The sequence below is a fragment of the Kitasatospora dryopteridis genome (assembly GCF_050749075.1).
In the GTDB taxonomy this organism is placed as follows: Bacteria; Actinomycetota; Actinomycetes; order Streptomycetales; family Streptomycetaceae; genus Kitasatospora.
Window position 1 is genome coordinate 3,045,607 of sequence record NZ_CP192749.1, and the last position, 12,930, is coordinate 3,058,536.

The 12,930-nt window shown below is 74.1% G+C and carries 7 protein-coding genes; 2 read left to right on the forward strand and 5 right to left on the reverse strand.

The features are described from left to right. The first annotated feature begins 62 nt into the window (after positions 1-62). A complete protein-coding gene (locus ACQ614_RS13790) occupies positions 63-2,816 on the forward strand; it encodes an FHA domain-containing protein (RefSeq protein ID WP_431678849.1) in 2,754 nt (917 codons plus the stop codon). A gap of 52 nt (positions 2,817-2,868) precedes the next feature. Here ACQ614_RS13790 and ACQ614_RS13795 read toward each other — a convergent pair whose 3' ends face one another. Next, positions 2,869-3,507, reverse strand: coding sequence for an HD domain-containing protein (locus ACQ614_RS13795; RefSeq protein WP_431678851.1), 639 nt, complete (start codon positions 3,505-3,507; stop codon positions 2,869-2,871). 71 nt (positions 3,508-3,578) lie between these two features. Between ACQ614_RS13795 and ACQ614_RS13800 the strand changes: the two genes are divergently transcribed. Continuing rightward, positions 3,579-4,613, forward strand: a complete 1,035-nt coding sequence (locus ACQ614_RS13800) for a GlxA family transcriptional regulator (protein WP_431678853.1) — start codon at positions 3,579-3,581, stop codon at positions 4,611-4,613. Between the two features lie 21 nt (positions 4,614-4,634). Here ACQ614_RS13800 and ACQ614_RS13805 read toward each other — a convergent pair whose 3' ends face one another. The 4 genes from ACQ614_RS13805 to ACQ614_RS13820 all read right to left on the reverse strand — a co-directional run bounded on the left by ACQ614_RS13805 (position 4,635) and on the right by ACQ614_RS13820 (position 12,832). Further along, positions 4,635-9,575 carry an NAD-glutamate dehydrogenase gene (locus ACQ614_RS13805; RefSeq protein WP_431678854.1) on the reverse strand — a complete coding sequence of 1,647 codons (4,941 nt, stop codon included), beginning with the start codon at positions 9,573-9,575 and terminating at the stop codon, positions 4,635-4,637. Positions 9,576-9,890: 315 nt separating this feature from the next. Then, complete coding sequence (pruA, locus tag ACQ614_RS13810) at positions 9,891-11,516, reverse strand: L-glutamate gamma-semialdehyde dehydrogenase (protein WP_431683918.1); 1,626 nt, start codon at positions 11,514-11,516, stop codon at positions 9,891-9,893. A 107-nt stretch (positions 11,517-11,623) separates the two neighbouring features. After that, a complete protein-coding gene (locus ACQ614_RS13815) occupies positions 11,624-12,295 on the reverse strand; it encodes an HAD family hydrolase (RefSeq protein ID WP_431678855.1) in 672 nt (223 codons plus the stop codon). Between the two features lie 30 nt (positions 12,296-12,325). Then, positions 12,326-12,832, reverse strand: a complete 507-nt coding sequence (locus ACQ614_RS13820) for a DUF6912 family protein (protein WP_431678856.1) — start codon at positions 12,830-12,832, stop codon at positions 12,326-12,328. Positions 12,833-12,930: the final 98 nt, after the last annotated feature.

Consider the following 12,930-nt stretch of genomic DNA (forward strand, 5'->3'; position numbering starts at 1 on the left):
ACTGTCGCTCCAGGGTGGCAGGATGGCAGGCACCACACGTGTGCAGAAGGGACCCGGGCGAGATGCAGATCCGGCTCACCGTCCTTCGACCGCGCAGCGGCCCGGCCGGCGCCGGATCGTCCACGGACGTGCTGGTCACGGCCCCTTCCGGTACGGCGCTCGGCGCAGTCGCCGGCGCGCTCGCGGGCGCCGCGGGCGTGCGCGGCCCGCGCTCCGCCACGCACGTGCAGCTGTACGCCGGGGCGGACCGGGTCGACGACCAGGCGCTGCTCGGCCGTCCCCCGCTGATCGACGGGGCGGTGCTCTCCCTCGGCGAGCCCGATCCGGACACCGAGCCCGACGAGCTGCCCGCCGCCGCCGAGCTGCGGGTCGTCGGCGGCCCGGACGCCGGCGGCGTGCACCGCCTGCACGGCGAGGAGATCAGGGTCGGCCGCTCCAGCGAGGCCGACGTCCCGCTCGACGACCCGGACGTCTCCCGCCTGCACCTGGCCCTGCACCTGGCCGACGGCACGGTCACCGTCCGGGACCTCGGCTCCACCAACGGCACCCTGCTCGACGGCCGCTGGCTGCGCGACGACAGCGCGGAGCTTCCCGACGGCGGCCTCGTCCGGCTCGGCGAGTCCACCCTGCAGCTGACCCGCCAGGACATCGGGGGAAAATCCGGGTCGCGCCCGGCCGCGCCGGACGGCGACGGCCACCTCCAGCTCCCCGAGCGGCCCACCGCGCGCACCGCCGCCGCCGTCCCGCCGCCGCCCTCGGTCGCCCCGCACGTGCCCGGCGGGCGCGGCCGCGGCCTGCTCTCGCTGCGGCGCAGCCGCACCGCACCGCCGCCCGCACCCGAGGCGGCCGCCCAGCACGCCGCCGCCCGCACCCGGCAGGCCGCCGCCCAGCGCGAGCGCTGGCCCGACCCGGCCGCCCTGCTGCTCGCCGCGCTCGGACACGGCACCCGGCTGTGGGAGCGCACCCCGGCCCACCCCGACGCGCTCGCCCTGCGGCTCGGCACCGCCGACCGGCCCGGCGGGCCCGGCACCGCCCCGGGCACCCTGCTGCCCGCCGTCCCGGTCGCCGTGGACCTGCAGAGCGCCGGCAGCCTCGGCCTGGCCGGTCCCCGCCCCCGGCTGGCCGGTCTGGCCCGCGCCCTGCTCGCACAGCTGGCCGTCCTGCACCCGCCGAGCGGCCTCGCCCTGGTCGTGGTCGCGGGGGACGAGGAACGCGCCGCGGACTGGCACTGGACGATGTGGCTGCCCCACCTGCGCCCCGGCCAGGGCCAGGACTGCCGGCTGCTGGTCGGCTTCGGCCCCGAGCAGGCGGAGGCCAGGCTCGCCGAGCTCGCCGCCGCCCCGGCCGGCCCGGAGGCCACCGTCGTCCTCGTCGACGGCGACCCGGGCACCCCGGCCGCCCGGGAGGGCCTCGCCCTGCTGCTGCGGCAGGGCCCGGCCGTCGGCGTCTTCCCGGTCTGCCTCGCGGACACCGCCGACGACCTCCCCGAGGGCGTCGGCGCCCGGGCCGTGGTGACCGGCGAGGTCGCCACCCGGCTCACCGTCGACCTGCCCGCGGGCGGCACCCGGGAGCGGATCGAGGACGTCGCCCTGGACGCCGTCCCGGCCGCCTGGGCGGAGCGCCTGGCCAGGGCCCTCGCCCCGCTGCGCGAGGCCGCCCCGGTCTCCCGGGGCCCGCTGCCGGACGCGCTGCGCCTGCTCGACCTGCTGCGTCTGGAGGCGGTCACCCCGTCGAAGCTCTCGGAGCGCTGGGCGGAGCTGCCGGACGGCCCCGGTGCGGCGACGGCCCTGCTGGGCACCGCCAGGGACGGCCTGTGCACCGTCGACCTCGCCGACGCCGACGCCCCCGAGGGCCACGGCGCCGACGGCGGGCCGCACGTGCTGATCGGCGGCTCGGCCGGCTCCGGCAAGACCGAACTGCTGCGGACGCTGGTCGCCTCGCTCGCCGTGGCGGAGCGCCCGGAGCGGCTGGAGATCACCGTCGTGGAGTCCCGCTCCCCCGCCGACCGCGACCCGGCGGCCGGCCTGCGGGCCTGCACCGACCTGCCGCACGTCACCGCGCACCTGGACGCCGCCGCCGACCCGCGGCAGGCCATGCTCACCGCCGAGGGCCTGCTGGACGAGCTGGCGCACCGCGAGACGCTGCTCGACGGCCGGGACTTCACCGCCTGGCACACCGCGCGGATACTCCGGAAGGCCCCGGCGCTGGTCACCGCGGGCGGTCCCGCCGGCCGGGCCGCGACCGCGGCCGCCCGGGTCGTCGAGCAGCGCACCGCACCCGACGACACCCCGGCGCCCGCCCGGCAGGAGCTGCCCCGGATGGTGGTGGTCGTCGACGACCTCGACGCCCTGTACGCGCCGACCTCCCCGGCCGGCCGGCCGCTGTCCCGGGCGCTCGCCGCCGTCGCCGAACGCGGCGGGCGGCTCGGCATGCACCTGGTCGCCGCGACCGGCGCGCCGGACCACACGGCCGGCACCGAGATCGACGAGGCCGCCCAGATCCGGATCGCGCTGCGCACCGACCACCCGGCCGAGTCCGACCAGCTGATCCACCTGCCGGACGCGGCGGCGCTGCCCGAGGAGACCCCGGGCCGCGGCTACCTGCGGCGCCCGGACGGCGGGGTGACGGCCTTCCAGACCGCCCGGGTCAGCGGCCGGATCCCGCGGACGTCGACGCTGCGGCCGACCGTCGTGGCGATAGACCCGCTGCAGCTCGGCCTGCCGCCGACCCGCCGCCCGGTGCGCGAACTGGGCAACGGCCCCACCGACCTGGCACTGCTGGCCAGCGCCCTGCAGCGGGCGGCCGCCCAGGGCTGACGGCCGGCCCGTGCGCGATGCTCACCGCACGGTGCTCGTCCCTCCCGGGCGCTCACTCGCCCCAGCGGGAGAAGGCCGCCGTCAGCTCCAGCTCGGTGGGGTGCCCGGCCTCGCCCCGCTCGCGGGCGAGCTCGCCGGGGAGGCTGTACCGGGGTGCGGTCAGCGCGCCCCGGCCCGCGTGCCGGACGATCTCGTCGACCAGCGAGGCGACCATCCGCAGACGCGGGTGGCGGTCGTGGATCTCCCGGCCCTGGGCGTCGGTGACGGCGTCGGTGCCGCGCCCGAAGTCCATGCCGATGCCGGCCCGGGTCAGGCGGGTGAGCGGCCCGCGGCGCTCGGCGATGCCGGGCGAGGAGTGCAGGGCGATGGCCTCCCACACCAGGTCGGCGCCGGCCGCGCCCACCCCGTGGTCGGTGAGGAACGCGGCCGCCATGTCGGCGCCCTCGACCTCGAACCGCTGCACGCCCTCCGCCTTCGGCGAGGTGCCGAGGTCGTGCATGGCGCAGGCGTGGAACAGCAGGTCCGGGTCGAAGTCGGCGCCGGGCCGCATCCCCTCGTGCTCGGCGTGCAGCATCGCGAAGACGTAGCTGCGGAAGCTGTGGTTGGCCATCGATTCGGTGACGTGGGCACGGACGTGCTCGATCGTGCGGAGGGCCAGGGGCGTGCCGGGGAGTTCGGGAACGGAAGTCATGTTTCGACCGTAGTGAGCCGGACCGTCGCGCGGTCAGTGGCACGAATGCCATGTGCCGATAGGATCGTGCCATGTCCGAGGCCCCCGCACCGCACCGGATCGTCGTGCTCGCCCTGCCCGGCGTGCTGGCGCTCGACTACGGCATCCCCGTCCAGACCTTCGGCAACTGGGACGGCACCTACACCCTGACGGTGTGCACCGAGACGCCCGGGCCGGTGCCCGTCGAGGGCGGGCCCGCGCTGCTGGTCGAGCACGGGCTGGAGGCACTGGCCTCGGCGGACACCGTCGTCGTGCCCGGCCAGGCCCGGCCCGGGCCGCCCTCGGAACCGGTGCGCGCCGCCCTGGCCGCGGCCGCCGCCCGCGGCACCCGGATGGTCTCCATCTGCACCGGCGCCTTCGTTCTGGCCGGCACCGGCCTGCTGGACGGCCGGCGGGCCACCACACACTGGCAGCACACGGCCGAACTCGCCCGGGCGCATCCCGAGGTGACGGTGGAGGAGGACGTGCTCTACGTCGACGAGGGCGACGTGCTGACCTCGGCCGGCGTGGCGGCGGGCATCGACCTGTGCCTGCACATCGTCCGCCGGGACTCCGGGGCGGCGGCCGCGAACCGGCGGGCCCGGTCGCTGGTGGCCGCACCGCACCGCACCGGTGGCCAGGCCCAGTACATCGACCGGCCGACCCCGGCCGCCCGCTCCGGCCCGCTGGACGGCGTCCGGGCGTGGGCGCTGCAGCACCTGGACGAGCCGCTCACCGTGGACCGGCTGGCCCGCGAGGCCTGTCTGTCCCGGCGCACGCTGATCCGGCGGTTCCACGAGGAGACCGGGATGCCGCCGATGCAGTGGCTGCTGGAGGCCCGGATCGACCGCGCCCGGGAGTTGCTGGAGGGCTCCGACGCCCCCATGGAGACCGTCGCCCGCCGGTCCGGCCTGGGCACCCCGGCCAACCTCCGGACCCTCTTCCGCCGCCAGGTCGGCGTCCCCCCGAGCGCCTACCGCGACACCTTCAGGGCGCGGACGGCCGAACGGGGGCGCGGGGGACCGCGCGGACCGGAAGGCTCGATGCCGAACCTTCCGACGCGCGCGGTCCCCCGCGCCCCCGAGTAGCCCGTCCGGGCCCGGTGGCCGTCAGCGGCCGGTGCGCAGCAGGGTGCGGATCACCCGCATCGCGACCGAGAGGCTGGACAGCTCGTAGTTGTCCGAACCCCTTATGTCGTCGAGGGTGGTCTTGGCCCGGCTCAGCAGGGTGCCGTTGAGGTCGGACCAGGCCCGGTAGCGGTCCTCGGGCGAGGAGCCCTCGGGGCCGCAGGCCAGCACGTCCGCGGTGAGCGCCGCGTGCGCCGCGAAGAGGTCCTCGCGGATGGCCGCACGGGCCATCGAGGACCAGCGGTCGGTCCGCGGGAGCTCGATGATGCGGTCCAGCAGGTGGGTGATCTGCAGACGGTCGGCGAGGTCGTAGTAGAGCTCGGCGACCTCCATGACGTCCGCCTCGGAGCGGTCCGCGACGCCGACGATGTCGAGCGTCGGGAAGGCCGAGGAGAGACCGGCGATCCGGGTGGCCAGGGCGTCCGGCACGCCGGCGCCGGCGAGCTCCTCGTAGACCGAGTCGAACCAGGCCGCGTCCTCGCCGCGGAGCGGCTTGGGCAGGCTGTCCCAGACCTGGTTGACACGGTCGTGGAAGAACTCGATGGTGCCGGCGATGTCCAGCGGCTGGCGGCGGTTGTTGAGCATCCACCGGGTGGCGCGCTCGACGAGCCGGCGAACGTGCAGGCGCATCTTGGTCTGCACCCGGGCGCCGACCCGGGTGTCCAGGTGCTCGATCTCGTCCCAGAGCTGCTCCAGGCCGAAGACGGCGCGGGCCGCCGCGTGGGTGCGGGCGATCTCCTCCATCGTCGCGCCGGTCTCCTCGCGGAGCCGGAAGGCGAAGGTGCAGCCGCCGCGGTTGATCGTGTCGTTGACGATCAGGGTGGTGATGATCTCCCGGCGCAGCGGGTGGTTGTCGATCGCGTCGGCGAACCGGGCCCGCAGCGCGCTCGGGAAGTACTGGTGCAGCGCGGAGCGGAAGTACGGGTCGTCGGGCAGCTCGGTGGCGAGCAGCTCGTCGGCCAGCGTGATCTTGGTGTAGGCGAGCAGGACGGACAGCTCGGGCTGGGAGAGCCCGCGGCCGGTCTGCTGGCGCTCGCGGATCTGCTTCTCGGTGGGCAGGAACTCCAGGGCCCGGTCGAGCTGCCCGGCGGCCTCCAGCCGGCTGATCATGCGGGCGTGCACGTTGACCATGCTGATCGCCTGGGCGACGGCGTTGGCGAGCACCACGTTCTGCGCGTAGTTGTTGCGCAGGACGAGGCGGCCGACCTCGTCGGTCATCTCGGCGAGCAGGGCGTTGCGCTGCTTGACCGTCATGTCGCCGTCGGCGACGACCTGGTTGAGCAGGATCTTGATGTTCACCTCGTGGTCGGAGGTGTCCACGCCGGCCGAGTTGTCGATGGCGTCGGTGTTGATCCAGGCGCCGGTGTTCTCGGGGCCGCCGTTCGCGGCGAACTCGATGCGGCCGAGCTGGGTGCAACCCAGGTTGCCGCCCTCGCCGATGACCCGGGCGCGGACCTGGTTGCCGTCGACCCGGATGGCGTCGTTGGCCTTGTCGCCGACCTCGGCGTTGGTCTCGGTGGAGGCCTTGACGTAGGTGCCGATGCCGCCGTTCCAGAACAGGTCGACGGGCGCCTGCAGGATGGCCTTCATCAGCTCGGCCGGGGTGAGCTTGGCCTGCTGGATGCCGAGGCGCTCGCGGACCTGCGGGGAGAGCTGGATCGCCTTGGCGGTGCGCGGGAAGACGCCGCCGCCGGCGGAGATCAGCGACTTGTCGTAGTCGTCCCAGGAGCTGCGCGGCAGGTCGAACAGCCGGCGGCGCTCGGCGTAGGAGGCCGCCGCCTCCGGGTTCGGGTCGAGGAAGATGTGCCGGTGGTCGAAGGCTGCGACCAGGCGGATGTGCTCGCTGAGCAGCATGCCGTTGCCGAAGACGTCGCCGGACATGTCGCCGATGCCGACGACGGTGAAGTCCTCGGACTGGGTGTCGACGCCGAGTTCGCGGAAGTTGCGCTTGACGGACTCCCAGGCGCCGCGGGCGGTGATGCCCATGCCCTTGTGGTCGTAGCCGGCGGAGCCGCCGGAGGCGAAGGCGTCGCCCAGCCAGAAGCCGTACGCCTCGGCGACGCCGTTGGCGATGTCGGAGAAGGTGGCGGTGCCCTTGTCGGCGGCGACGACGAGGTAGGTGTCGTCCTCGTCGTGGCGGACGACGTCGACCGGGTGGACGACCTCGCCGCCCCTGAGGTTGTCGGTGATGTCGAGCAGCGCCGAGATGAAGGTCTTGTACGAGGCGATGCCCTCGGCGAGCCAGGCCTCGCGGTCCACCGACGGGTCCGGCAGCTGCTTGGCGACGAAGCCGCCCTTGGCGCCGACCGGGACGATGACGGTGTTCTTGACCATCTGGGCCTTGACCAGGCCGAGGATCTCGGTGCGGAAGTCCTCGCGGCGGTCGGACCAGCGCAGGCCGCCGCGGGCGACCTTGCCGAACCGCAGGTGGACGCCCTCGACGCGGGGCGAGTACACCCAGATCTCGAAGGCGGGGCGCGGCGCGGGGAGGTCCGGGATGGCCTTGGGGTCGAACTTCATCGACACGTAGGAGTGCCAGGCGCCGTCATCGGCGTGCTGGAAGAAGTTCGTCCGCAGGGTGGCCTTGATCAGGTGCAGGAAGGAGCGCAGGATGCGGTCCTCGTCGAGCGAGGCGACCTCGTCGAGCGCGCCGTCCAGCTCCTCCATCAGGCCCTCGGTCAGCTCGTCGGCGCCCAGCCGGTGGCTGGGGCTGAGCCGGGCCTCGAAGAGGTTGACCAGCAGGCGGGTGGTGTGGGCGTTGTTGCGGAGCGCGTCCTCCATGTAGTCCTGGGAGAAGGTGCTCCCGGCCTGGCGGAGGTACTTGGCGTAGGCGCGCAGCACCATGGCCTGGCGCCAGGTCAGGCCGGCGGTGAGGACGAGGCCGTTGAAGCCGTCGTTCTCGGCCTTGCCCGTCCAGGTGGCGGAGAAGGCCTCCTGGAAGCGCTCGCGGGCCTCGTCGGTGAGCCCGGTGGCCTCGCGCAGCCGCAGGCCGAAGTCGTACACCCACGCGGTGGTGCCGTCGGAGCGGCGCAGCGCGTAGGGGTGCTCGTCGAGGACCTCGACGCCGAGGCGCTGCAGCACGGGCAGGACCTCGGTGAGCGAGATCGGCCCGCCGACCCGGTAGATCTTGAAGCGGCGCTCGTCGTCGCCGGCGCCGACCGGCTGGTACAGGTTGAGCCGGAAGTCGCCCTCGCCCTGCAGGGACTCGATCTGCTTGAGGTCGGCGACGGCGGTGCGGGCGGTGAAGTCCGCGCGGTAGCCGTCGGGGAAGGCGTTGCCGTAGCGGTGGGACAGCTCGGCGGCGCGCTCCTCGCCCAGCTCGATGTGCAGCTGGTCGTTGAAGCCGTCCATCCAGAAGCGGGCGGCCTCGGCGAGCTTGGCCTCGATCCGCTCGACCTCGGCGTCGGTGAGCTGGGGCAGCTCGGTGCCGGGGGCGACGCGGACGACGAAGTGCAGGCGGGTGAGGACCGACTCGGTGGCGTACACCGTGTAGTCGATCGCGTGGCCGCTGAGCTCCTCCTTGAGGATCTCGGTCAGGCGCAGCCGGATGCGGGTGGTGTAGCGGTCGCGCGGCAGGTAGACCAGCGCGGAGAAGTAGCGCCCGTACTCGTCCTGGCGGAGGAACAGCCGCAGCCGGCGGCGCTCCTGCAGGTAGAGGACGTTGGTGGCGATCGCCTGGAGCTCCGCGGCCGGGGTCTGGAACATCTCGTCCCGGGGGAAGGTCTCCAGGATCTGCAGCAGGTCGCGGCCGTCGTGGCTGTCGCCGGAGAAGCCGGAGCCGGAGACGACCTCCTGGACCTTGCGGCGGACGACCGGGATGCGGGTGACCGACTCGGTGTACGCGGCGGAGGAGAACAGGCCGAGGAAGCGGCGCTCGCCGACGACCTCGCCGTTGGCGTCGAACTTCTTCACGCCGACGTAGTCGAGGTAGGCGGGGCGGTGCACGGTGGCGCGGCTGTTGGCCTTGGTGAGCACGAGGAGCTTCTTCTCGTGCGCCTTGGCGCGGACGGGGGCCGAGAGCCGGCCGAAGGCCTCGCTGACCGGGTGGTGGTCGCTGTCGTGGCTCAGCGGGTCGGCCCGCAGGATGCCGAGGCCGGTGCCGGCGACGGCCTTGAGGACCTCCTCGCCCTGGTGCTCGACCAGGTCGTACTCGCGGTAGCCGAGGAAGGTGAAGTGGTCGTCGGCCAGCCAGCGCATGAGCTCCCAGGCCTCGCCGACCTCCTGCTCGGGCAGGTGGGCCGGGGGCTGCTCGGCGAGCTCGTCGGCCAGGCGCAGCGCGGAGTCGCGCATCTTGGACCAGTCCTCGACGACCTCGCGGACGTCGCCGAGGATGCGGCGCAGGTTGGTCTCGATCGAGCGGAGGTCGGCCCGGTCGGTCTCCCGGTCGATCTCGATGTGCATCCAGGACTCGACGACGGCGTCGGCGGGCCACTCGGCGCCGGCGGCCTGGCTGCGCGAGCAGGCGTCGATGTCGAGGATCTCCAGCAGCTTGCCGGTGATGTCGCGGCGGACGGCCAGCTGGGGGTGGACCACCAGGTGGATGCCGCGGTCGAGGCGGGTCAGCTCGTTGGTGACGGAGTCGACGAGGAAGGGCATGTCGTCGGTGACGACCTCGACCACGGTGTGGCCGCAGGACCAGCCGTTCTCCTCGACGGTCGGGGTGTGCACCCGGACCTCTGCCGTCCCCTGGGGCCGCTTGAGGCCGAGCCGGTAGTGGGAGGCGGCCGCGCCGTACACGTCGACCGGGTCGCGGTCGACGAGGTCCTCGGGCGCGGTGTGGAGGTAGTAGTGGTGCAGGTACGTGGCCAGAGCGCCGTTGCTCAGCCCCTCCCCTGGCGCCGCTCCCCCCACCTGGCTGTTCTCAGCGGCTGCTGCTGCCTTCGTGAGCAGTTCGGCCTTGGCTGCGTCCAGCTTGGTCTGCATGGCTGTTTGGCTCCTGTCGCGCGCCGTTGCGTGACTCGGTGATGACTGGGTGTGCACCGCCGGGTCCGTCCGCCATACTCGCGTATCCAAGGGCGAAAACCGCTCGTGCCACGCATGAGAAGCCCTGCACCTGGGTACGACAGGTCGTTTGGCCAGCGGGAAAGCCCCCGGCGACGCCAGTCAGCCTAACCTGACGAAACGAAGGTGTCAGGGGACACAGAGGAGCAATCCTGCAGGATGCCGACGCCCTACTGGACACCTTGTCCAAACCGGCGGGTCACTTCCTGTCAGCCCCTGTCAGCTGTTTCGCAGCTGTCACCTCATGTGCGGGTAGCCGTGATCGGTGGGCGGCACGAAGGTCTCCTTGATCGAGCGGGTGGACGTCCAGCGGAGCAGGTTCTGGGCGGCGCCCGCCTTGTCGTTGGTGCCGGAGGCGCGTCCGCCGCCGAACGGCTGCTGCCCGACGACCGCCCCGGTCGGCTTGTCGTTGATGGCGAGGTTGCCGGCGGCGAAGCGCAGGCGCTCCACGGCCTGCGCGATCGCGTACCGGTCGCGGGCGGCCACCGCCCCGGTCAGCGCGTAGGGCGCATCGGTGTCCACTCGCCCCAGGGCGGCTTCCCAGTCGGCGTCCTCGTACACCTGGACGGCCAGGATCGGGCCGAAGTACTCGGTGCGGAAGACCTCGTTGCGGCCGTCCCCGCAGACCAGCACGGTCGGGCGGACGAACCAGCCGATGGCGTCGTCGTACTGGCCGCCCGCGGCGAGCTCCACCTGCGGGTCGTGCGCGGCGCGCTCGATCGCGGCGCGGTTCTTCTCGTAGGCCCGGCGGTCGATCAGGGCGCCCATGAAGTTGCTGAGGTCGGTGACGTCGCCGACGGGCAGCGCGTCGACCTCGGCGAGGAAGTCCTCCCGCATCCGGGCCCACAGGCTGCGCGGCAGGTAGGCGCGGGACAGCGCCGAGCACTTCTGGCCCTGGTACTCGAAGGCGCCGCGGATCATGGCGGTGCGCAGCGCGTCGGGGTCGGCCGAAGGGTGGGCGATCAGGAAGTCCTTGCCGCCGGTCTCGCCGACGATCCGCGGGTAGCCGCGGTAGCGGCCCAGGTTGGCGGCGATCTCCTTCCACAGGCTGTGGAAGGTCCCGGTGGAGCCGGTGAAGTGCAGCCCGGCCAGGGCGGGGCTGGCGAGGGCGACCCGGGAGAGGGCGCGGCCGTCGCCGGTGACCAGGTTGACCACCCCGGGTGGCAGGCCGGCCTCCTCCAGCAGCCGCATCAGGTGGTGGGCGGCGAGCGTCTGGGTCGGTGAGGGCTTCCAGACCACGGTGTTGCCCATCAGTGCGGGGGCGGTGGGCAGGTTCCCGGCGATCGCGGTGAAGTTGAACGGGGTGACGGCGTAGACGAAGCCCTCCAGCGGCCGGTGGTCGGCGCGGTTCCACACCCCGGGCGAGGACTCCGGCTGCTCGGCCAGGATCTGCCGGGCGAAGTGCACGTTGAACCGCCAGAAGTCGACCAGTTCGCAGGGTGCGTCGATCTCCGCCTGCTGCACGGTCTTGGACTGGCCGAGCATGGTCGCGGCGGCCAGCGTCTCCCGCCACGGGCCGGCCAGCAGGTCGGCGGCGCGCAGGAACACGGCGGCCCGGTCGTCGAAGGAGAGCGCCCGCCAGTCGGAGGAGGCGGCGAGGGCGGCGTCCACCGCGAGCTGGGCGTCCTGGTGGGTGGCGTTGCCGAGCACGCCGAGCCGGGCGGCGTGGTGGTGGGGCTGGACGACGTCGATCCGCTCGCCGCCGCCGAACCGCTGCTCGCCGCCGATGGTCATCGGCAGCGGGACGGGCTCGGCGGCCAGCTCGTCCAGTTTCCGCTCCAGCCGCTCCCGTTCGGGGCTGCCGGGGGCGTAGCCGTGCACCGGCTCGTTGACGGGGGCGGGGACCTGCGTGACGGCGTCCAGGGGCATGCGGGCTCCACTCGGTCCGGTGACGGCTGCCCCACCAGGTTGACCGCCGCCGGGCCGATCGTGCCCCGCCGACACGCCCCGGGGCCGGGCGCCCCGGCGCGTCAGCCCACCGGTCGGCCGGTCAGCTCCTCGGCGACCGCGACGGCCTCGGCGAGCGAGTCCACGACCGGCACGCCGACCGCCTCCAGCTTCTGCCGGGTGTGCGAGCCGCCGGTGTACAGCACCGCGTGGATGCCGGACTCCCGGGCGGCCTCGGCGTCGTCCACCGCGTCGCCGATCAGCACCGTGCGGGCGGGCTCCAGGCCCGGGCCGAGCCCCCGGAGGTGGGTGGCCAGGAAGCCCGCCTTGCGGCCGCCGGACGCGCCGGTGCGGCCGTCCACCCGCAGGAAGTGCCCGGACAGGCCGAAGGCGTCGACCACCGGCACCAGCCGCTCGTGCTCGTACATCGACAGCAGGGACTGGCTGCGGCCGGGCTGCGCCCGCCAGCCGGTCAGCAGGGCCGGCACGCCGTCGGTCAGGCCGCAGTCCGGGCTGAGTTCGCGGTACCGGTCGTGGAAGGCGTCGTCCAGCGCCTCCCACTCGGTCCGGCTGGGCATCCGGCCGAGCAGCCGCTGGTAGAAGCGCGGGATCGGGATCTCGTAGAGCTCCCGGTACTCCTGCAGGCTGAGCGGGGGGAGCCCGACGGTCTCGAAGGCGGCGTTGCTGGCGGCCAGCACCGCCTCCATGTCGTGGAAGAGCGTGCCGTTCCAGTCCCAGACGATGTGCGTGCGCATCCCAGGAACGCTACCTCCCGCCGGCGACAGTCAGGCCAGCAGGCCCGGGATCTCCTGCGTCGCGAACCAGAGCAGCTCGTGGTCCTCGGCGCCGTCGACGGTGAACTGGGCGTCCTCGTCGCCCTTGTCGGCGGCCTGGATGGCGGCGGCGGCCGCCGTCACGTCGGCGACCACGTCCTCCTCGGCCACGTCGGCGTGCACCGCGGCGGCCTTCGCCAGCGGCACCGGGCCGTGCAGCACGACCCGGCCGAGCGAGGCCTGGTCCTGGTACTCGTCCCCGGAGAACGGCCCGACCGCGGAGTCCGCGACCTCCACCGCCACCACCACGCGGCGGCGCGGCGCCGCCGGGTCGGCGGACAGCAGCCGCAGCGAGGCCTGGGCGGCCCGGTTCAGCGCCGCGTACTCCAGCTCCTCCAGGTCGTCGCTGACGTACCACTCGCGCAGCGCCGGCGTGACGGCGTACGCCGCCACCTGCTCCAGGACGCCGCCGGGGTGCGCCGCAAGGCCGGTCAACGTGGTCGGCACGTACACGCGCATCGGTGGCACTCCGCTTCTGGGTCATGCGGGCCGTCGGGCCCGCGCCCGCCGCCCCCCAAGGATACGGGGCGGGTGATCACCGCACCGCCCGCTCGCAC